18 protein-coding genes are annotated in these 21,468 nt (G+C 65.3%); 3 read left to right on the forward strand and 15 right to left on the reverse strand.

Translation table 11 applies throughout. The features are described 5' to 3' along the window. Window position 1: 1 nt before the first annotated feature. The 5 genes from DFO58_RS12745 to DFO58_RS12765 all read right to left on the reverse strand — a co-directional run bounded on the left by DFO58_RS12745 (window position 2) and on the right by DFO58_RS12765 (window position 6,277). Window positions 2–1,510 (reverse strand): MFS transporter, encoded by a 1,509-nt coding sequence (locus DFO58_RS12745; protein ID WP_120991225.1) that lies wholly within the window; start codon window positions 1,508–1,510, stop codon window positions 2–4. Further along, window positions 1,507–2,643 (reverse strand): acyl-CoA dehydrogenase family protein, encoded by a 1,137-nt coding sequence (locus DFO58_RS12750; protein WP_120991227.1) that lies wholly within the window; start codon window positions 2,641–2,643, stop codon window positions 1,507–1,509. Before DFO58_RS12750 ends, DFO58_RS12745 begins: the two co-directional genes overlap by 4 nt. Further along, window positions 2,640–3,821, reverse strand: coding sequence for an acyl-CoA dehydrogenase family protein (locus DFO58_RS12755; RefSeq protein WP_120991229.1), 1,182 nt, complete (start codon window positions 3,819–3,821; stop codon window positions 2,640–2,642). The genes DFO58_RS12750 and DFO58_RS12755 overlap by 4 nt, the downstream gene beginning before the upstream one ends. 812 nt (window positions 3,822–4,633) lie before the next feature. Next, window positions 4,634–5,239: a TetR/AcrR family transcriptional regulator gene (locus DFO58_RS12760; protein ID WP_147407281.1), complete on the reverse strand. Its 606-nt coding sequence runs from the start codon at window positions 5,237–5,239 to the stop codon at window positions 4,634–4,636. Between the two features lie 150 nt (window positions 5,240–5,389). Beyond that, the gene (locus tag DFO58_RS12765; RefSeq protein ID WP_120991233.1) at window positions 5,390–6,277 is read right to left on the reverse strand and encodes a MaoC family dehydratase; all 888 of its coding nucleotides are present in this window, start codon (window positions 6,275–6,277) and stop codon (window positions 5,390–5,392) included. A 370-nt stretch (window positions 6,278–6,647) separates the two neighbouring features. Between DFO58_RS12765 and DFO58_RS12770 the strand changes: the two genes are divergently transcribed. From DFO58_RS12770 to DFO58_RS12780, 3 genes are all read left to right on the forward strand, one after another. Further along, window positions 6,648–7,529, forward strand: a complete 882-nt coding sequence (locus DFO58_RS12770; protein ID WP_147407282.1) for a hypothetical protein — start codon at window positions 6,648–6,650, stop codon at window positions 7,527–7,529. A 78-nt stretch (window positions 7,530–7,607) separates the two neighbouring features. Continuing rightward, window positions 7,608–7,994, forward strand: a complete 387-nt coding sequence (locus DFO58_RS12775) for a phage holin family protein (protein ID WP_053798933.1) — start codon at window positions 7,608–7,610, stop codon at window positions 7,992–7,994. Next, the gene (locus tag DFO58_RS12780) at window positions 7,991–8,569 is read left to right on the forward strand and encodes a DUF3618 domain-containing protein (RefSeq protein WP_120991237.1); all 579 of its coding nucleotides are present in this window, start codon (window positions 7,991–7,993) and stop codon (window positions 8,567–8,569) included. Before DFO58_RS12775 ends, DFO58_RS12780 begins: the two co-directional genes overlap by 4 nt. A gap of 69 nt (window positions 8,570–8,638) precedes the next feature. On the opposite strand, the gene DFO58_RS12785 is transcribed toward DFO58_RS12780, so the two are convergent. From DFO58_RS12785 to DFO58_RS12830, 10 genes are all read right to left on the reverse strand, one after another. Further along, window positions 8,639–8,926: a hypothetical protein gene (locus DFO58_RS12785; protein ID WP_047120262.1), complete on the reverse strand. Its 288-nt coding sequence runs from the start codon at window positions 8,924–8,926 to the stop codon at window positions 8,639–8,641. A gap of 387 nt (window positions 8,927–9,313) precedes the next feature. Beyond that, window positions 9,314–9,748: an Hsp20/alpha crystallin family protein gene (locus DFO58_RS12790; RefSeq protein ID WP_120991239.1), complete on the reverse strand. Its 435-nt coding sequence runs from the start codon at window positions 9,746–9,748 to the stop codon at window positions 9,314–9,316. An 825-nt stretch (window positions 9,749–10,573) separates the two neighbouring features. After that, entirely contained in the window at window positions 10,574–12,061 is a 1,488-nt protein-coding gene (locus DFO58_RS12795) for an MFS transporter (RefSeq protein ID WP_120991241.1), read from the reverse strand. A 117-nt stretch (window positions 12,062–12,178) separates the two neighbouring features. After that, the gene (locus DFO58_RS12800; protein ID WP_120991243.1) at window positions 12,179–13,645 is read right to left on the reverse strand and encodes an aldehyde dehydrogenase family protein; all 1,467 of its coding nucleotides are present in this window, start codon (window positions 13,643–13,645) and stop codon (window positions 12,179–12,181) included. Further along, a complete protein-coding gene (locus DFO58_RS12805; RefSeq protein WP_120991245.1) occupies window positions 13,642–14,076 on the reverse strand; it encodes an OB-fold domain-containing protein in 435 nt (144 codons plus the stop codon). The genes DFO58_RS12800 and DFO58_RS12805 overlap by 4 nt, the downstream gene beginning before the upstream one ends. A 17-nt stretch (window positions 14,077–14,093) precedes the next feature. Next, window positions 14,094–15,299: a thiolase family protein gene (locus DFO58_RS12810; protein WP_120991247.1), complete on the reverse strand. Its 1,206-nt coding sequence runs from the start codon at window positions 15,297–15,299 to the stop codon at window positions 14,094–14,096. 45 nt (window positions 15,300–15,344) lie between these two features. After that, a complete protein-coding gene (locus DFO58_RS12815) occupies window positions 15,345–16,157 on the reverse strand; it encodes a VOC family protein (protein WP_120991249.1) in 813 nt (270 codons plus the stop codon). 49 nt (window positions 16,158–16,206) lie between these two features. Next, window positions 16,207–16,812 (reverse strand): TetR/AcrR family transcriptional regulator, encoded by a 606-nt coding sequence (locus DFO58_RS12820; RefSeq protein WP_047120270.1) that lies wholly within the window; start codon window positions 16,810–16,812, stop codon window positions 16,207–16,209. 82 nt (window positions 16,813–16,894) lie between these two features. After that, window positions 16,895–19,048 (reverse strand): acetate--CoA ligase family protein, encoded by a 2,154-nt coding sequence (locus tag DFO58_RS12825; protein ID WP_120991251.1) that lies wholly within the window; start codon window positions 19,046–19,048, stop codon window positions 16,895–16,897. A 109-nt stretch (window positions 19,049–19,157) separates the two neighbouring features. Then, window positions 19,158–21,365, reverse strand: a complete 2,208-nt coding sequence (locus DFO58_RS12830; RefSeq protein ID WP_120991253.1) for an acyl-CoA dehydrogenase — start codon at window positions 21,363–21,365, stop codon at window positions 19,158–19,160. Window positions 21,366–21,468 lie beyond the last annotated feature (103 nt).

Genomic DNA, 21,468 nt, shown 5'->3' on the forward strand with positions numbered 1-21,468 from the left:
GTCAATCCTTAAGGGTGAGGTTGGAGACCTGTGGCTTGCCGCTGGCCGCGCCTGCCGGCTTCGTCGCTGGAATGAAAAGGACCACGACGATGGTCAGCAGGCAGGTGGCGATGAGCACACCCACGACGAGCAGGAAGCCGGTCATCGAGACGAACGTGTTCTCGCCTGCTGCAACGGGCGAGAACACGAGCAACAGGCCCACGACCGAGGCGGCAACCGCCTGGAAGGCCGTACGGGTCACTGCATTGACGCCCGTGGCGGTGCTGGTCTGTTCCGGCAGCACGCATTCGACGATCACTGTCGGCATTCCCGAGTAGAGGAAGCCGGTTCCGAAGATCACCACCACCATGCCGGAGATGACCACCGCGATGCTGGTCGGGTCGATGCACACGATCAGCAGGCCGATGATGGTCAGCAGCGAGCCGATCATCAGGCCCATGCGGGCCCCGAAGCGGCTGGAGATCCGGCCGATCAGCGGCGAGATCGCAAAGGCCGCGGCGGCGGTGATGAAGCCGAGCAGGCCGGTCACGGAGGCGCTCAGCCCCAGGCCCACCGGCAGCTCCATGACGCTGCCGTCCGCCAGCGGGATGCTGTTCGGATTGCGGTACAGGGTCACGGTGAGGATATTCGTGGTGCCGATCGGGCCGATAGCGATCAGCGCGGTGGCCAGCATGCCCAGGGCGAACTTGCGCTGGGCGAACATCCGCACGTCGATCATCGGCTCGCGGGTGCGCAGCTCCCAGCGGACCCACAGCGCCAGCAGCACCAGTCCGCCGACCAGGAAGAGCAGCACCTGAGGGTTGGCGAAGCCCAGGGACTTGCTCAGGGTCAGGCCGTACAGCGCGCCGGCGATGCCGATGCCGAACATCAGGCCGCCCGCCCAGTCCACGTGCACCGCGGAGGCCAGCGAGGACTTCGGTTCGCGGGTGATGCCGAAGTGCACCAGCGCCGCGGCCGCGCAGGCGAAGATCGCCGCGGTCCAGAAGATCCAGTGCCAGGTGGCGTAGTCGAGGAACAGTCCGCCGCCGAGCATGCCGCCCGCGCCGGCGATCAGCGCGGAGGTGGAGACCACCGCAATGCCGGTGCCGATCTTGTGCTCCGGGAAGGTGGAGCGCACCATGCCGATGGCCAGCGGCAGCACCGCGCCGGACACGCCCTGCAAGGCGCGGCCGGCAACCAGGATGCCGAAGGTCGGGGCGATCGCGCTGATGACCGAGCCCAGTGCCGAGAGCAGCAGCACCCAGACCAGGATCTTGCGGCGGCCGAACTGGTCGCCCAGGCGTCCGACGAAGCTGGTGGCCAGCGCCGCGACCAGCGAGTAGGAGGTGACCACCCAGACCAGCTGGGAGAGGTCGGAGGTGAAGAACTCGCCCGGCGTGTACAGCAGCTGCACCGCCATGGAGGTTTCGAAGGCCGCGACGACCTCCGCGATCACCAGGATCGCCAGTACTGCCGCCACGCTCTGTCCGGCGTGGGTGCGGGCCTTGCCCGCTGCTGCTGGCGTGCTCACGCGGTGTCTCCGTCCAGGATTGCTGCTGCGAGTTCTTCGGATACCTGCCCTGCGGTGCCCCAGAGCACGTCGAGTTCGCGCATCCACAGGAAGAAGCGGTGGATGTGGTTGTCCAGGTCGGCGCCCATGCCGCCATGCAGGTGCTGGGTGGTGTGGACCACGCGGAAGCCGGCCTCGCGGGCCAGCCAGGACGCGCCGAAGGCAGCTTCCGCGCCGTCGCCGTCGTTGTCCAGCTGCCAGGCGGCGTCGATGGTGGACAGCCAGGTGGTTTCAGTGTCGATGAACGCGTCCGCCGCGCGCAGGGCCACCCCCTGGTTGGTGGCGATGGCGCGCCCGAACTGCTTGCGCTCGTTGGTGTAGGCGGCGGTGCGGCGCAGCGCCTCGGCTCCCACGCCGGAGATCAGCGCGGCGGCTGCGGTGAGCAGGCGCGGGCGGATCCAGGCGGAGACCGCGCCGGCCGGCTGGTCGGCGCCGATCAGGTCGGCTGCCTCGATCTGCACGCCGGTGAAGGACAGCTCGGCGTGCTGCTGGCGGGACAGGCCGCGGTACTCGTCCACCGCGATGCCTGCGCGGTCAGCCTCGATGAGCGCGGTCAGCTGGCCGGATGCGGTGTGGAACTGCACCATCAGGTGAGTGGCCGAGGGGACCAGGTAGCCCAGCTCGATGCGGCCGTCCAGCACCCAGCCGGTGCCGGCGGCGGTGCCGTTGACGCGGCGGCGCACCTCCGGCTGCAGCGCGGCGATGCGCACCGAGCCTTCGGAAATGCCTTCGAGCAGCTGCTCGTGGCCGCCGAATTCGGCGATGGCCAAGGCGGCGACTGCGGTGGTGATGAACGGGATGCGGCCCAGGGTGCGGCCCTGCTCACGGGCGACAAGCGCCAGCCCGGCCATGCCCAGTCCCGGCTCCTCCTCGTCCATCGGCAGCAGCGCGTCGATCAGTCCGGACTCCACGACCTGGCCCCACAGGGCCTCGTCGTAGGCGGCGCCGGCCTTTTCGCCGGCGGTGTACAGCTCGTCGGTGCTCAGCGAGGAGAAGATCTGCGCGGCCAGGTCGGTCAGGCCCTGCTGCTCCTCGTCCAGCGAGAACTCCATGCTCGGGGCCTCGATGGTGTTGTTAATGCTCGCGGTGCTCAACGTGCGCTCCTTGCCATGCCGAGGGTGGTCCAGGCGACGATTTCGCGCTGGATTTCGGCGACTCCCCCGCCGAAGGTGTTGATCTGGGCGCCCAGGTTCATCAGGGCCAGGCGTCCGGTGTCGAAGTTCCATGGGGCGTCCGAGATGCGGGTGGCGGTGCCGCCCACGATCTCCAGCAGCGACCGGTACACGTCGATCACGGTTTCGGTGGCGAAGACCTTGGCGGCGGAAGCCGAACCCGGATCCAGCGATCCCTGGGCGGTGGTCTCCACGAGCTTCCAGTTCAGCAGGCGCATGGCGCGCAGCCGGGCGGTGGAGGTGGCCAGCAGCGAGCGGACCCAGGGCTCGTCGCCCAGCGGGGTGCCGTCGGCGGTGACCTGGTCCTTGAGCCATTCGCGGACCTCGTCCAGCTGGGCTTCGCAGATGCCGCTGAAGGCGGCCAGGCCCACACGTTCGTGGTTCAGCTGGGTGGTGATCAGCTTCCAGCCTTCGTTTTCCTTGCCCACGACGTTGGTGACCGGAACGCGGATGTTGTCGTAGTAGGTGGCGGTGGTGCTGAAGCCGCCCACGGTGTGGATCGGGGTGGCGGAGAAGCCGGGGTCGGTGGTCGGCACCAGGATCAGCGAGATGCCCTTGTGCTTCGGGGCATCCGGGTCGGTGCGGGCGGCCAGCCAGATCCAGTCGGCGCCGTCGCCGCCGGAGGTGAAGACCTTGGAGCCGTTGATGACGTACTCGTCGCCGTCGCGCACCGCGCGGGTGGTCAGCGAGGCCAGGTCGGTGCCCGCCTCCGGCTCGGTGTAGCCGATGGACACGACCAGCTCGCCGGCCAGGATCTTGGGAAGGAAGTAGTCCTTCTGCTCCTGGCTGCCGTGGCTCATCAGGGTCGGGCCCACGGTGGTCATGGTGATCATCGGGATCGGGGCGTCGGCGCGGTAGGCCTCGTCGTAGAAGACGAACTGCGCGGCTGGGCCGCGGCCTTGGCCTCCGTACTCGACGGGCCATCCGATGCCGAGCCATCCGTCCTGGCCCATCTGTCGCTGCACTGCGGAGTGGACCGGGCCCCCGGCCTCACCTTCTTGCTTCAAGCCCGCGCGCACCTCGTCGGTGAGGAGCGTTGCGAAATAGGAGCGAAGCTCCTCGCGGAGAGACTGGATCTCCGTGGAAGAACGTAAATGCATTACGTTGCCTTTCGTCTTTGACTAGGCGTTTACCGAAAATAACGGTGGAATGTGATTCAGATTACTTACCGGCCGGCAAGTAGTCAACGCCTTGCGCGCTGAACGTTGTTCGGCTACCCGGAGGAATTCCCCAGGGATAAATATGTCTTTTCGCAAAGCCCTCTTCGCGGGGCGCAACGACCCCCGCTGCGAAGAAATGCGTTTCTTTCCACCGAACCAGAGCCCACCGGCGCCGAACCGTCTTCCGCGAATCTGTTAGCCAGGCTCCGCGTCGCAAAGTGGCAATTGATCCTGGCTGAACAAAAATTGGAATCTTATTGCAGTTCAACGGGGGATCCAGCGGATGCAGGCGACCCGAGCGGCGCTGGGCGCCGGACGACACAAGGACCTGGTGGCGCAGTGGGCCGGTGAAGCCGCCCTCGACCGGCCAAGAATGCCGTCCGCAGCAAGAAATGATGATTTTTCAGCCCCGCTGCATCGCGGAGCTTCGGTAGCGAGCAGCCAATGGCTCCTGTGAAAATCCAGCAGTCCCGGCCACTGGGATGAAAAATCCCCCGGAAATTTTTCCGGGGGAAGATCGGTGGCAGAAAACTGCCGAAATCAAGCAATCGACGGGGGCTCTCCTCGTAATAAACCCGTCGATTCGAGCCTTCGGAAGGTGGTCCGTATTGCTCCTCGGACGAACGCCTGCCGCTGGTTCCCGCTGGTCGATCAAGCGCGGTGCCCTGGACTCATAGTCCGCGCGCCGGCCAGCGGTTCGGCAGTTTCATTCCAGCGGGAACCCGGACGCGCAACGCAGCCCTGGCATGGAGTCAGTGGGCGGAGCTGGTCGCGTCGAGCACCTCGTGGATGAACGCATAGACGATCTCGCGGCGGCGTTCGGGCGTCATCCCCGGAACCACCATGCGGTCATCGGTGAAAACGATCTCCCGGTGCAGCATGTCCATGATCAGGATGGCCTTGACCTGGTCCTCGTCGCTCATGTTCGGGAGCATTGCCAATTCCATGGTGCGGCGGCGGTGGTACTCGATCCGTTCCTTGATCTCATCCGGCAGCCAGGTATTGCTGCTGTTGATGGCCAGCACTTCCACCGCGCGCGAGTGAGAGAGCAGGACTTGCGAATAGGTGTAGAGGAATTCCCAGCGCTGCTGCGCGTCGGGGAAGCGCTCGGGAGCCCGCTCCAGCAGCTCGTCAATGGCATCCAACAGGGGCGAGAGGATTCCGGAGAGGATATCGACCTTGCTCTTGAAGTGGTAGTACAGCGCGGCCTTTGTGAAATCCAGTTGCGCGGCGATGGCGCTGAGCGGGGTTCCTGCATAGCCGTGCTCGACAAACAGATCGGTGGCGACATCGAGGATCTTTTCGCGGCTGCCCTGCTTCTCTCCGGACGGCTTCATGGGGCGTTGCTCAGTCTTCACGTTCTTGATTCCTTAGCTGTGGACGCTAAACCCGATCATATCCGGTGCGCGGGAATGACACTGAGTCGCCGTTTTCCTGCAAAATAATTCGCCGCACCCGGCTGGCCTATTCTGCAGCCCGGTGCGGCGCATGGGTCGATCAATTGCCGGCTACTTCACGGCAGCGTCCTTGAGCTCAACGGAACCTTCCGCGACTGCCGCGGCCGTGGCGACTCCGCGGTCCAGCACGATCTTCCCGTCGGCGAGCACCTGGAACAGGGCGCCGTCGCTGGTGTTCCAGATGCGGGTTTCCAGCATTTGCCCCGGGAAGACCGGAGCGGCGAAGCGGGCGTTGATTGAGCCCAGGCCTCGTTCGGCCAGCAGCCGCGAGTTGCGCACCAGCGCAAGGGCCGCCATGCCGTAGGTGCACAGGCCATGCAGCACCGGGCGAGGGAAGCCGACCTTGCTGGCCATCACGGGGTCGGAGTGCAGCGGGTTGCGGTCGCCGTTCAGGCGGTACAGCAGCGCCTGATCGACGCTGGTCGCCTGCGTGATGACTGCGTCAGGTTCGGTTGCCGGATCGGTCCAACCGCCAGCTCCTTCCGGTCGCGGCCCATAGCCGGTTTCGCCGCGGATGATCATGGAGATCACTGTCGTGGCGACCAGCTGGTCTTCAGGGTCCACCAGATCGGTGGTCAGCTCGATGATTGCGTTCTTGCCTTGGTCGTAGACGGCGCTCATGTAGCTGCGCGGGGTGAGGGAACCTTGCGGGGCGAGTTGCCGGTGCAGTACGAGCGACTGGCCTCCGTGCAGGATCTGGTGCAGCTTGAAGTCTCCGAGGTGATCCATGGAACCGCCACTGCCGCCGAGGACGACAGGGAAGGTCGGGAAGACCTTTTGGCGGACCCCAAAAGAATTCTCGGTAGTGTATTCGATGCCTTCGGTTGCGTCCGGACGCCCGGCACCGATGCTCAGCGCATAGAGCAGGGCTGCATCGCTGTCCCAAGTGGCAGGTTCTCCTACGGTAACCTTGCCGATATTCTCAGTAAAAATTGCCATGATCTTGCCCTTCCATCCCGCAATCTTATGATGCGAATCACTTATCCCCACCAAGACTATAACTAGATTCTAGTTTTCGTCTAGGGCTTCCCCGGGACAGGATCTGCTTTGGATGCTTGCCTCAGGGATTGCCCAGATCAAGAACGGGAAGCTGCCGGCCCATAGCAGAGCCATAGGCCAGCTTTTGGCATTGCTGGCAATGAACACCCCTCGAACCTGAGAGAAACCTCTTGATTCTCGAAGATGCCTCCTTGCCCGAAGACCCACTTCTAAGCTCAGGGGCATACAGGGTCGCTCTGTATAGATCCATGGCAACCGAACGTCGGGATGCGCATCCGACTTCACGTACGTCCCTAGAGAAAGGCGTGACATGAGCAACGAGAATTTTCCCAACACCAGCCCGTCTCCCGATCTGTCCGAGCCGGCCAGCGGGACGGGAGTCCCTCCCCAGCCACCGGTGCCCCCGGCTCCGCCAGTTCCTCCAGTGAATGACCAGTTCCTCCCTGAGCACGTGGAAACCGACTCTGCATCGCGCGTCGGCGCTGCCCACGGCGGGCAGGACGAATCCAAGCTAGCCCAGGCCGGCGAGGCGACCAAGGACCTTGCCGCCGAGGGCCAGCATTCGGCAGCCGAAGTCATGGACACCGCGAAGCAGGAAGCGACCATGGTCGCTGGCCAAGCCAAGGAACAAGCTGCCCACCTCTTTGAAGAGCTCGGCGCGGATTTGCGCGAGCAAACTTCGCTGCAGCAACGCAAGGTTGCCGAGAACCTTCGAGATATCAGCAACGAGTTCCGCTCAATGCTCGACCAATCGCAGGCCACCGGCACCGCGGCTACGCTGGTGGATCAGGCGTCCCATCACAGTGGCCGCGTCGCGGACTGGTTGGACCAGCGTGAACCCGGCGATCTGGTGGACGAGGTCAAGGATTTCGCCCGCAAACGCCCCGGCGCGTTCTTGGGCATCGCCCTGGGCGCTGGCTTGCTGGCGGGTCGAATCACGCGCAACGCCAGCGCCTCGAAAGAACGTCAGCGGCAGTCGCCAGAGGCAACCGCCAATGCCCCGGCGGGCACCAGCTATCCTTCCGAGCGACCGCACGCCGAACCGCTGAAGACCGCTCCCCGTGTCACGCCGCCACCGGTGGGGCAGGCCGATCCATCGGCGCTTCGCACCGGCACGACCGAGGACGAGCTGAACGACAATCCACTTCAGAAATACCCAGGGCTGAACCCGCGCCCTGAAGACTACCGGTAGGAGGCACCGATGAGTCATTCTGCTCCAGACTACGAACCTCATCCAGAGAACCCCGATACCCGCCCCCATAACCCCCGGATGGAAGAACCAAACAGTCTGGGAACCCTCTTCAGCGACCTGACGCAGAACGTTTCGGTCCTGGTCCGGCAGGAAGTGGAGCTGGCCAAGACAGAGCTGAAGGAGTCCGCGAGCAATGCGGGCAAGGGGGCCGGGATGTACGCCGGAGCCGGGATCGCAGCGCATTTCGTCCTGCTTTTCCTCTCCGTAGCCGCATGGGTAGGAATCGGCCAGTGGACTGGCCATGGCTGGTCCGCGGTGATCGTCGCGGTGATCTGGGCAGTCATTGCCGCGATTCTCGCGGTCGTGGCGCGCAAGCAGCTCAAGTCGGTCAAGGGCATGCCGAAGACCGCCCAAACAGTGAAGAAGATCCCGTCAGCTTTCAATCCGAAAGAGGAAACCCGATGAGCAAGGATTCAAATGAACTTCGAGCAGACATCGCGCAGACCCGCGATGAGCTGCGCAACGATGTCGATGCGATTGTCGACAAGGTCAGCCCCAGCCACATCGCACACCGGCAAACCGCCAGAATCAAGGATTCGGTGAGCAGGGTCAAGGAAACAGTCATGGGACGGAGTGAAGACGTGAGCGAACGAACCCAGCAAGCAGCGCACGATGCCAGCGACGCAGTCCATGAAGCACCGCAGAAGGTCGCAGAGCAGACCCGCGGCAACCCCCTGGCCGCCGGGCTCATCGCTTTCGGTGCGGGGCTGCTCGCCTCGTCCCTTATTCCGGGAAGCCGCCAGGAGGAAGAGATGGTTCAACGCTTGAAGGACAAGGCCGAGCCGTTGACGACTGAGCTTAGCGATGCGGCCAAGCAGGTGGCTGAAGACATGAAAGAGCCGGTGTCGGCCGTAGTGGATGACCTCAAGGACACCGCTCAGCAATCCGTGGATCGGGTGAAATCGGAGGCCGTGAGCGAATCCGAGCATCTGAAGCAAGAAGCCAAGAGCAGCGTCCAGGACTACAAGGATCAAGCCTGACGAAAACCGATTAGCGCCAGGGCCGGCATCCCTCACAGGATGCCGGCCCTGGTGCGCGACGCGAGCGAGTCACGACAGGAGCATCGGCGTCCCCTGCTGAGCGGGCAGGGTCTGCTCCGATACGCTGGGCGCATGGGGTTGGATCCCGTATAACGATCGATTGATCTGGTCGATGAGATCTTGGAGCGATGCGACTTTCCCGCGCCAGAACGCATCATTCTCCCGAGCCCGGAATCCCTCGTACCCGTCATTCGACTCAATCAGCTCAACAAAGTGATCGCGATAAGCGCAAAGCGCAGCATTCAGCTCGGCGATTTGATCATCGTCGAGGTGGATGTTCAATAACGACCCTGACATTTCAGACCTTCCTTGCATCCCGAGGTGGGCCTGACGGCTTTGCCAGGCACACACTTCGAACAACTACTTAGGCCCTACCAGAAATTTCCCGCTACGACAGCGGAAATCGTGAATAAGGCCGCCACTGCATATCTCTCCGCTTCGCTGTTTCGCGCAACTGCGAAGCACCTTGTGCTTCTTGGCAGCGCATACCGAGCCTCGAAGCTTACCGCGGCGAAATGGACCCGTGTGGGGAAAGTGCCTGATCTCGACATGCCTCAGCGGCCAATCCAAGCCCGCACATTACCGAGAACAACGCGCCATCGACAACCAGCGGTTCATGAATCAGGCCAGCGGCACTGCGATGGCCGCTCGCCTCGGCTCTCGTCCCAAATGCTGTGGCTAGGGTCAACTCGCTAGTTCCTTGGGAGCCTCGCCCTTTGCCGCCGTTGAAATCTTGATGCGACGCGGCTTCGCGGCCTCAGCCACCGCGATGTCAAGGCGCAGGACACCGTCTGCGTAACGAGCTTGGATGGATGCCGGATCGAGATGGTCGCCAAGCACCAGCTCTCGGCTGAACTGGCCCCAAAGGCGCTCGGAGCCCGCGATATATTGACGGCCTTCCGGCTTGGCGCGTTCGGCACGAATCGTGAGAATGCTTTTTTCCACAACCATCTCGATTTGCTGGGCCTCCATGCCGGGAAGGTCGAACTCCGCGTGGAACCCTTCCTCGTCCCGCCACGCCTCCATCGGCATGGCGTGGACTGGCTCGGAGCTGAGCTGGGTGTTGAAAGCGCGTTGGACCAAGCGGTCGAAATCGCGAAGAACGTCGGTTTGCATCATCGAAACTCATTCCTTTCGAAGCTGATACTCGGTGATGGTGCAATTCATATCCCGTCAGATCTATGTCTGACGATGTAGATTTTATAACATGGCCTCGTGGCGGTACGCAAGATGCCGCGGGGAGTGTTTTTCGGGAAATGCGGAGAAACTTGGGCAGGCGCAGGCCTCGCCTTCGACGGCTGCCGATGCCCCGGCATGAGCGCACAGTGAATAGTAGAAGCCGTATCCGTTGCCATCCCGCCAAGGATCGGCACTGGAGTTCAAGCTCACGGAATGCAGGCAGCTGCTTCACCACCGGCTCCGAGGCGTCGATGTTCCTGGAGCATAGTTCCCCGCGGTCCACCGGGCCTCGGCAACCGGGCGTCGTGATATCGGTGCACCCGGTTCAGGGGAAGCCCCGGTTTGTCCCAGCGGCCCTGGGCTCCTACGCATCCCGTACCCTTCCGCTGGGCGGGAGGAGCCCTTTGCCGACCAGAACCCGCAGGTGCCTCCGCGCGGGGGCACTGAGATGCCCTGGATAATTCTTAAGCTGTTCCGCCGTGGGACGAGATACTGGTGCGTTCCCGGCAATGGCGTAATCGCACGACATCAGGAATCCAAATGCGCAAGAAGGCAACGCCGCTGGCGGGATGCTTCCTTGCTGCATCCCGCGCCTTGTCCGCGCGGGCACGCGAACGTGAGCCAGCTTTTTCTTGGAAATGATTCTTGCCCAGCGACGATTCGAGCGGAGTTTGCGCAGGATGTCCGCAGGGACAGTTCACACGCCAAAGGGCGCAGCACTCCCCGGCGGGCTCCGGGGAGTGCTGCGCCCTTTGGCGTGTTGCCCTAAATCAAGTCGCCAGCCGGTTCGGCCTTGACCGGCATCACCATGGCGGCATCCTGCGGTACCCAGACCTTCGGGGTGCGGCTGAGCATGAATGCGATCACCAGGGCGGCGAGGCCGAAGACCGCGACGAAGCCGAAGGCCTCGAAGACGCCCTGCTCCCCCACCGCGGTGGTGACCGGGTCCTGGTGGCGGGCCAGCAGGTAGGCGCCCACGGCGGTGGCCACGGACTGGCCGATATTGCGCACCATGGTGTTGGTTCCGGCGCTCTCCGAGGTATGCGTCTCGGGAACCGCCTCGATCAGCACGTTCGGCAGGGCGCCGAAGGTCAGGGCGATGCCCACCGCGTTGACCGACATGGCCACCAGGAAGACCAGCATGTTGCCCAGGGTGAACATGATTGTTGCGACAGCGGCGAGCATCAGCAGCAGGCCGGTGATGAACACGAAGCGCGCGTTGAACACCTGGGCGAGCTTGCCGCCCAGCGGGGAGAAGAAGTAGCCAAGCAGCGCGGTGCCCCCGCTGAAAAGGCCCGCGGCCGCGGCGGAGAAGCCCAGCCCGAAGCCCATTTCCACCGGGTACTGCAGTACGTACTGGCTCGGCACCGACATGCCGCCGATAGGCCCGACCGCAGCCAGGAAGGTGGCGGTCATGACCAGGGCGATCTGGCGGTTCTTGAACATCTTCAGGTTCACGATCGGGCGTTGGGAATGCAGTTCCCACCAGACCCATACGGCGACGATTACCAGACCGGCGATCAGCAGTCCGCCGCCGCCCAGCGAGGCCCAGCCGGCCTTGGCGCTGTTGGACAGGCCCAGCAGGATGCCGGAAGCACCCAGCGGCAGCAGCAGCGCGCCGGCGACATCCAGCCGGCCGGAAGTGGTTTCGCGGGGCTTGTCCTTCGGAAGCACCACGAGCACGGCGATGACCGCCAGCACTGCCAGCACGCCGGCGAATAGGAAGATTCCATGCCAGGAGAAGGAGTCGATCATCAGGCCGGCAATCAGGGCGCCGCCGGCGCCGGCGATCAGCGCGGAGGCGCCGATCATGGAGACGCCCACGGGCAGGCGCTTCTCGTCGAGGTGCTCGCGGGCCAGGCCGAATGCCAGACCCATGACGGCACCGGCCGCACCTTGGATGCCGCGGCCGAGGATGATCATTTCAAGGCTGCTGCCGACCAGGGAGATCAGCGAGCCGATGGCGGCCAGGGCTAGCACCACCACCATGACCCGGCGCCTGCCGTACAGGTCGCCGAAGCGTCCGCCGAGCAGCGCCGCCGACGCGGACACCAGAAGGTAGATGGTGACCACCCAGGCCACGGCATTCGCATCCACGTGGAAGTCCGCCATGAGCGTCGGGAGGGTTACGTACATCATTGAAAGCTCGAACGCTGAAACAATCTCTGTCAGCACCAAGACCGCGACTACCGCCACGAATCCCGGAGCCGATGCACGCGTCGCACTCAGCTTTGGGGGTCTAGCCTGAGACATCTTTGTCCTGCCTTATCCGCGCCGTTTCGGCGCTCTGAGGGGTCACCTAGGCACCCTCCGGACAGGACGCCCGGGCAAGGCCATGCGGTGATGTTCTTGCCCGAGCGGGCAGCTGTTTTAGTGGGTTGCGATACCCACCGACTTGGTCCAGAAGAACTCTTCCAGACCTTCAAGTCCGCCTTCGTTTCCGATGCCTGAGTGGCCGATGCCGCCGAAGGGGCGTTCGGCCGTGGCATTGAAGGCGCCGTTGACTGCGATCTCGCCGGTCTCCATCGACTCGGCCAGCCGCAGCCCGCGTCCCAGATCAGAGGTCCAGATGTACCCCGAAAGTCCGTAATCCGTGCCGTTCGCGATTTCCAGCGCATGCGCTTCATCGCGGAACGGAATCACCGCCAGCACCGGGCCGAATACCTCGTTCTGCGCCAGCGATCCATCCGGCTCCACGTCGGCCACGATGGTCGGCGGGTAGTAGAAGCCCTCGGCCAGATCCCCGCCCAGGCGCTGCCCGCCGGTGACCAGGCGTCCACCTTCTTCCAGCGCGTCGCCGAGCATCGAGTCGATGCGGTCGATCGCGGCCTGGTTGATGACCGGTCCGCACATGGTGTATTCGCCGGCCGGATCCCCGATGGGGAACTGCGCCGCGGCCTGCGCGACCTTTTCGATGAACTGCTCGTACACCGATTCCTGCACCAGCAGGCGGGTCGGCAGCGCGCAGGCCTGGCCGCTCATCATGCCGAAGGCGAAGAATGCCGCGTGGCCGGCGGCCTTGTCCAGGTCGGCGTCTTCGAAGACCAGGTTGGCGGACTTGCCGCCCAGTTCCAGGATCATCGGCTTGAAGGTCTTGGCGCAGGAGGCGGCGATGATTTGCGCGGTGGCCGGTCCCCCGGTGAAGGTGATCTTCTTGACCAGGCGGTGCTCGACCAGTGCGGCGCCGGCCTGCGGGCCGCCGGGAACGATGTTGATCACGCCGTCCGGGATCCCCGCCTCGCGGGCCAGGTCCGCGAAGACGGTCGGGGTGAACGGGGTCAGCTCGCTGGGCTTGATGACCACGGTGTTGCCCGCGGCCAGGGCCGCCGGGACCTTCATGGCCAGGGACATCAGCGGAGCGTTCCAGGTGATGATGGCGCCGATGACGCCGTAGGGCTGGCGCAGCGTGTGGCCGAAGGATCCGCCGGCCCCGCCGTTGCTGGTGATGCGGCCCAGCGGCAGCTTGTCCGCCCAGCCTGCGTAGTAGCGGGTCCATTCCACTGCGGCGCCGACCATGTTCCCCGCGGTGATGCGCGGGGCGCCGTTGTCCGCCATGCCTGCGGCGGCCAGCAGCTCGGTGTTCTCCTCCATGAGCTCGGCGAGCTTCATCAGCTTGCGCGAGCGCTGGCTGGCGGGCAGCGCTCGCCATTCCAGGAAGGCGGCGTGGGCTGACAGCACGGCCTGGTCGATCTGTTCCGCGGAGGCCATGGGCACCAGGCCGTTGACCTTCCCGGTGGCAGGGTCGATGTGCTCGTGGGTGGTGTCGCCCTGAAGGATCACCTGCGCACCGATGCGCAGGGACGGGGCAGGCAGCTGGATGCCAGTTTCGACGCTCATGAGTTGGTCTCCGGTTCGTAGCGAAGCATGGTGATGTCTCCCTCGGGGTGGTCGCAGAAGACCGGGCGGACGCGCATGCCGATCTCCAGCTGCGCAGGGTCGGCGTTGACGATTTCGGTGGAGAACTTCGGTCCCTCGTCCCACTGGACGATGGCCAGGATCATTTCCCCGGCCGAGGCGAAATGGGCGGACGGCGGGCGGGTGGCCACGGTGTAGGTGTACAGCGTGCCGGCGCCGGAGATCTCGCGCCATTCAAGGTCGTCGGCCAGGGTGCGCGGGGCCAGCGGGCGCGGGTAGAAGATGTACTCCCCCAGGGACGGCGAGTACTGGATGCGGATCTTGCGCTCGGCAAGGGCGTCCCAGAACGGGCGGGTCAACGGGGTCGGAACCGGCAGCGGCCGGGACAGGGTTTCCGGGGTGTAGGTGGTCATTTTCTGGTTTTCCCTTTCTAGTCGCCCTGCAGGATCAGCGCGGTCTGCTCGCTCATGATGCCGCCGTTGCCGCTGACGAACGCGCGGTTGCAGTCGGCCACCTGGGCGGCGTTGGCGCGGCCCATGATCTGGCGCGCCCCGTCGATGACGTGGTGCATGCCGCCTGCCACACCGGCCTGGCCGAAGGACAGCTGCCCGCCGGCGGTGTTCATCGGGAAGTCCCCGCGGAAGGTCAGATCGTGGTTGGTCACGAAGTCCATGCCCTTGCCCTTTTCCGCGAAGCCCGCGTCTTCCAGGCTCATCAGCACGGTGATGGAGTAGCAGTCGTAGATGGAGACCATGTCCACCTCGGAGCGGGTGATGCCTGCCATGGAGAACGCCTGCTCGGCGGCGTGCACCATCGGCGAGGTCATCAGGTCGCGGGCGTAGGTCGGGGTCTTGTAGGGCACGCGTTCACCGAAGCCGGTGATCCACACCGGGCGGTTCTTGGACTTGCGGGCCAGATCCGCGTTGCCCACCACCACTGCCGCGCCGCCCTGGCAGGGCATGACGATTTCAAGCATGTGCAGCGGGTCGGCGATCATCGGCGAGTTCAACACGTCGGCCACGGTGATCGGCTGGCCGTGGAACACCGCCTCCGGGGTGGCACAGGCGTTGGTGCGCTGGTCCACGGCGATCTTGGCCATGGCCCGCTCGTCGTAGCCGAACTCGTAGCCGTAGCGCTTGGCGATCTGCCCGTAGGGGCCGTTCTGGCCCAGGTTGCCGTAGGGGATCTCGAACTCGGCCTGTGGGGAGCCGAAGGCGTTGGAGGAAGCCCCGAAGTGCATCTTGTCGTCCATCACGAACGGCTTGCGGTCGTCCATCGGGAAGTGGTGGGTGCCGGGGAAGGTCACCAGCACCGCGTCGCACAGGCCCAGCTCCACGGCGGCCGCGGCGCGCCAGATGCCGGCCGCGGATCCCGCGCCACCCAGATCGACGATCTCCGCGAAGTTCGCGTCGATGCCCAGGTATTCGGTGACGGTGGATGGAACGAACATGTCCGCCTCGCCGATCAGCGGGGTGACCACGCCGTTGACGTCCGTGGCGGACAGTCCGGCGTCATCCAGCGCGGCCTTGGACAGCCGGGCCCACTGCTCCAGGTTGAACGACGGTTCGCGGGTGAGCTTTCGCTGCGGTGGAAGTTCGCAGTAGCCGAGGATGGCTGCTTCGCCTCTCAGTCCCATGGGGTGACTCCTTAGTGCTAATTCTTTGATGGTGAAGTTCGTGTGTCAGGCGGCCGGCGCGTGCTGGCCGGCGAGGATGTCCAGACCCAGGGCCTCGAACCTGCTCCCGGATTCGCGCAGCGCCTGCAGCAGGCCGGCATCCATGATCGGTGCGGGCAGCACGGGGTCGGTGAAGGACAGGGCCTGCAGTCCCGGTTCGGCCTGCTCGTCGACCTGGAGCACCAGGCTGGAGCCCAGCGGCCAGGAGAACATGAGGGTCTGCGGGTCGTCTTCCAGGTGCATGACCTGGGCGCCGAGCACCGTGCCCAGCACCAGCCGAGCCTGGGCCGCGGAACGGATGCGGCCGGCGATGAAGTCCAGCCGCTGCGGCGGATTCTGCGCCCGGGGCTGTTCGTCCCAGGGGCAGTCGACCGCGCCGGGCGCGGTGATCTCGTCCTGCCCGTCAAGTGTCAGCTCGGTCTGCACCAGCTGCACCAGGAACCCCAGTCCGGTGTCCTTGGGGTGGAGGAACAGCTCCTTCCACCACTGGTTGTCCAGGTTTTCAAGGATGGTGCGCACCCCGGCCGCGCGGGCGAGGGTCATCGAGGCATGGATGTCCTCCACCTTGAAGGTGATGTGGTGCGGGTTGGCTGCGCCGTGGCTGCGGGCCAGGTGCTCGGCGACGAAACCGCCCCCGTCGGCGGGAGGCTGCAGCAGTTCCAGGCGCATTGCTTCAGCCAGTTCCAGCTGGCAGGGGCTGAAGGCGCCCTGGTGGAATCCCGAGACCCAGCGGGCGCCGAGCGCGCGGTGCACGCTATCCCCAGCAGTGCGCCAGGAAGGCACGGCGAAGGCCACATGGTCCAGTTCGTGGGCGCTCATGAGACACCCCCGAGACGGGAGATGGAATGGGAAGGAAAAGGACTGGCCCCTAGGCTTCGGCCTGCTCCAGACGGTGCTGGATCAGCGCCACGAAGCGGTCGAGCACCCCGTAGGCCTGTTCCATGGTCTTGTCCTTCAGAATCACCCGCGAGACGACGTCCAGCAGCAGCGCCCACACCATCACGGTGATGTCCGCGGCTTCCGCATCGTCCAGAGCGCTCATTGCCTCGCGGATCGGTGCTTCCAGCACCTCGCCGAGCCGGGCCATGACCGGGGCGACGTCCTCCGCGGTGCTGCTGCGCAGCTGCAGGATCGCCTTGTAGAAGTACGGGTGCTTCTCGAAGCTGCTCAAGGCATTGCGCAGCCTGCGGGAGATCACTTCCGTGGTGCTCAGCCCGGCATCCGGAGCCGCCGTCCGCTGGGCGAAGGGCAACGCCCAGTCGTAGACCACGTTCGCGTACAGGTGTTCCTTGGAATTGAAGTACCGGTACAGCGTGCCCAGCGCGACGTTCGCTTCGGAGGCCACGTCGCGGATCTGGATCGAGTCGTAGTCCTGCACTCGCAGCAGGTCCTTGCCCGCATCGATGATGCGCTGGCGCCTGACGACCTGGTAGGCCGGAAGCTCTGCCTGCTCCGTGGAAATGGTTCCTGCCATGATGTGCCTCGTAAGTGGTGTGTGCCGTGGATTCCCACGGTATCACCAAGTTTTGGGCGAATTGCCTATCACCGGTATTCATTTACCGGTCCTTCCAGCGGATCAGGGCGTCCAGCGCCTCAATCTGGTTTCCGGCAACCCGCAGCGGATTGATTTCAAGTTCTTCAAGATCCTCACCCAGCCCCTGGGCGACCTGGGTGATCTGGAAGATCACCTGCGCGAGCTTGTCCAGATCGGTGGGCTCGCTGCCGCGGAAGCCCTTGAGCAGGTCGATGCCGCGCAGCGATTCGAGCATGCGGCGGATCTCCTCCGGGCTGACCGGCAGCAGGCGCAGCGCGGAATCCTTCAGGATCTCCACCAGCACGCCGCCGAAGCCGACGGCCAGCACCTTGCCCCACTGCGGGTCGGTGATGATGCCGACCAGCAGCTCGTTGCCGGCAGGGCGCATCGGCGAGACCGCCACACCCTGGACCTGCGCGTCCGGAGCCAGCCTGGCCACGGAATCCACGATGAATTCATAGGCCTCGGACACCTCTTCGGCGTCCTTGAGCATCAGGCGCACGCCCCCGACCTCGGTCTTGTGGGCGATGTCCTCGCTGGCGACCTTCAGCACCACCGGGTAGCCGATCTCCTGTGCGGTAGCCACGGCGTCCGCGGCGGAGGTGACAACACGTCCCGGCACGTAGGGCACACCCTGTTCGCGCAGGAAGTCACCGGTCTCGATTTCGGTCCAGTGCTCGGCGCCTTCTGGCTTGGCGATGGCGGCCGGAGCCTCCAGCTTCGGCTCGGCGGACAGCTGCGCGGTGCGCTGCCCCCACCAAACGCTGTGCCCGGCGGCTTCGATGCCGCGGTCGAAGGAGTCCGAGGCGTGCGGCAGACCGTGCTCGGCGGCGAAGCTGCGCGCGAACTCGTTGACCTCGGTGGGCAGGAAGCTCATGGCCACCACCGGCTTGGCCGAGCCCTTGAGCTGGCGGTGCAGGCCCTCCTGGGTCGGCCTGCCCAGGTCCACCATGAACTGGTTGTTAGGCCAGGAGGTGTTCAGCACCACGAAGTCGAAGTTCTCGTCGTTGATGAACGCGTCCCCGGCCTTGGTGAGGATGGATGGGTCCACGGAAATGTAGCCGGTGGTGTCCATCGGGTTGTTCACTGCGGCGAATTCAGGCAGGCCGTCTTCGCGCAGCTGGCGCACGGTGGACTCTGCGGGGGCGGGCAGCTGCAGGCCGGCGGCCTCGGCCTTGTCCGCGACCAGCGCGCACATCGCGCCGGAGCCGGTGACCACGCCGAAGCGCGGGCCGGGCAGCGCGCCGTAGGATTCGAGGATGCCTGCGGTGGCCACCAGATCCTCGATGTTCGCCACCCGGATCACGCCGAACTGCTTGCAGACCGCGTCGAAGATCTTGTCGTCCCCGGCCAGCGAGCCGGTGTGCGCGGCGGCGGCCTTGGCGGAGGCCTCGGAGGCGCCGGCCTTGAATAGCACGATCGGCTTGCCGGCCTCGCGGGCGCGGCGGGCCACGTCCAGGAACTGCTCGGTGTCCGTGACCTGTTCCAGGTAGGCGGCGATGACCTTGGTGTTCTCGTCATCCACCAGCAGCGACATGACGTCGATGGCGGAGATCATGGCTTCGTTGCCCACGGTTACGGAAATCGAGGTGCCCACCCCGCGGCTTGCCATGTACGGCAGCAGGTAGATGGCCAGTGCGCCGGACTGGCTTGCCACGCCCACCCCGCCGGCCACCAGCGGCAGCTCGGTCATATGGGCGAAGGACGCGACCTTTGCATGCGCGTTGATGAATCCCAGGTTGTTCGGGCCCAGGATCAGCTGGTCGGCTTCGCGGGCGCGGTCCACCAGCTGCTGCTGCAGCGCCTGGCCTTCGGCCCCTGCCTCGCCCAGCCCGGAGGCCAGCACGATCAGGTTGCGGATGCCGCGGACGATGCACTGCTCCTGGATATCCGGCAGCGAGTTGGTGCCGGTGAGCACGATGGCAAGTTCCGGGGCTTCGGGAAGCTCGGCGATGCTTGCGTAGGAGGCCTGGCCGTGGCATTCCTCGGCGCGGCGGTTGACCAGGTACAGCTGCCCGGTGAAGCCGGCGGCCAGGAGGTTCGAGTGGGCGAAGTGGGACCAGGTCGACTTGCTGTTCGCCCCGATGATCACAATCGAGCGCGGTTCAAGCAGTTCCCGCAAACGGCCCGGGGTGACGGGGCCTGCGGTGTTGATTTCATTGGTCACAGCGGTCATGCCTTAGTTGTCCTTTCACGGCGCGCTCCGTCATCGGCGGCGGGCGCATTTCGGGCTGGGGGCCCGGAGGAATACTGGAGGGTCGAGCTCTGGGTACTGCAAGGGCGGGTTAGCTGCGCGGCAGCCCCAGGATCCGCTCGGCAATCACGTTGAGCTGGATTTCGATGGTGCCTCCGCCGATCAGCGCCGCCGGAATGGTCAGCTGCGAATTGACGGCGGCGGCCGGCGCGTGGGCGAAGAGCGCCGCGGGGCCGGCAAGCTTCAGCAGGTCCCCGGCGGCTTGGCGGGCCAGACGGCCGTGGGCCACCTTGGCCAGCGAGGAGCCGGCCCCCGGCTGCAGGCCATTGACCTGGCGCAGGGTTTCGCGCAGGTTCATCGCGCCGATGGCGGTGCTGATCGCGGCGGCGCGGCCCAGCACCTCCAGCGCGTTCTCGCGGGTTCCAACGAAATTGTCGCCGGAGATCAGTTCGCGCAGCCCGTCCTCGGTGCCGACCGAGACGCCGGAGGAAATCTGGGTGCGCTCGTTCTGCAAGGTGGTGGCGGTGATGCGCCAGCCCTGGCCAGGCTCCCCCAGCAGGTAGTCGTCCGCGACGAACACGTCGTCAAGGAAGACCTCGTTGAATTCGGCTTCTCCGTTGGACTGGCGCAGCGGGCGCACGTCCAGGCCGGGAGCTGACATGTCCACCAAGAAGTAGCTCAGGCCCTTGTGCTTGGCGACCTCGGCGTCGGTGCGGGCCAGGCAGATGCCCCAGTGGGCTTCGTGGGCTCCGGAGGTCCAGACCTTCTGGCCGGTCAGCTTCCAGCCGCCGTCGACCTTGACGGCGCGGGTGGACAGGCCTGCCAGGTCGCTGCCGGCTCCGGGCTCGGAGAACAGCTGGCACCAGATCAGTTCGCCCTTCAACGTGGGCAGCGCGAACTTCTCCTTGATCTCTTCGGAGCCGTAGCCGAGGATCGTGGGCATGGCCCATTCGCCGATGACCGAGGATGGCTGCAGCATGTCGCGGCGGGCGTATTCCTGGGAGATGATGACCTGTTCGGCCGGGCTGGCGCCCAGTCCGTAGGGGGCCGGCCAGTGCGGAGCGGCCAGGCCGTTCTCTGCCAGGAAGCTGCGGCGCGAGCCGCGGGAGTACCAGCGTCCTGCTTCGTGCTCGTTGCGCAGGCCTGCCGCGGTGTCCAGCAGGGCGGCGATGCGGGTGCGGAATTCGGGGTCCGGCTCGTCCAGCTCCAGCTCGATCTTGCGTTCGGTGTGCAGCGCGGCTTCGCCGGCCGCCGCCAGTTCGCCGGACAGCGGTGCGTTCAGCGCGTTCAGGCTGATGGCGCGGCGCCAGTACAGGTGGGCGTCGTGCTCCCAGGTGAAGCCGATGCCGCCGAGGATGGTGATCGCTTCGGTAACTGCTTCAATGGATGGGACAATCGCTGCTTCCAGCGCGCCGGCGGCGGCCAGGTGCTGCTGGGCTTCGTCCTGGCCGACCGACACGACGGCGGACCAGGCGGCGGAGGTGGCCATTTCGGCGGCGATCGCCAGGTTGGCGCACTTGTGCTTGATGGCCTGGAAGGATCCGATCGGGGTGTTGAACTGTTCACGGATCTTGGCGTATTCGGTGCTTTCCTCGCTGGCCCAGCGCATGATGCCGGCGGCTTCCGATCCGGTGAAGCCTGCGTGCAGCGCGGCGATCTTGCTGGCGGTGGCGTTGCCCAGCACCGCGTCGGCGGGGATGACCACGTTGTCCAGAACCAGGGTGGCTGCGTCGCGGCCCAGGTCGGTGCCTTCGGCCGGGACCAGGGAGACCCCGGCGGCCTGCGCTTCGATCACCGCGTAGCGCACGGTGTCCGCGACGGCGAATCCCAGCACCAGGTACTTCGCGGCAAGTGCGCCGATGACCTGCAGTTGGCCGGCAACGGCCCAGCCTTCGGCGATCTGCACGACCTTGAGCTGCTCGGAGGCCAGCACCAGGGTTCCGGTGGCGCCTTCGGCGAAGTCCGCGAGGATTGGCTGGTTGCAGCCGTTTGGTTCGGCCAGGGTGACGGCGGCGCTGGCCAGCATGGTCGGCAGGAAAGGGCCGGAGACATAGCGGTGGCCGAATTCCTCGATGACGATGGCGGTTTCCACCAGCGTTCCGCCCTGGCCGCCGAGCTCCTCAGGGATGTGCAGGGCGTGCAGCCCGGTCTCCAGCATTTCGGTCCAGAAGCTTGGAAGTGCACCGGTGGCCAGCTTCTCGTGCTCGTCCCGAGTGGTCATCGTGTCTACGCTGCGGCGGGTAAAGTCAACCACTGCCGACGCGAGATCAATCTGTTCCTCGGTCAACGATAAGGCCATGTCCGGTGCTCCAATCAGGGAACTGCATAACCCCGGAATCAATGTGATCGGGATTACCTATTGCTAATAACTGAAACTAGACTCTAGTTTACGTTTGTGAGTC

Source organism: Arthrobacter sp. AG1021, assembly GCF_003633665.1.
Lineage (GTDB): Bacteria > Actinomycetota > Actinomycetes > Actinomycetales > Micrococcaceae > Glutamicibacter > Glutamicibacter soli.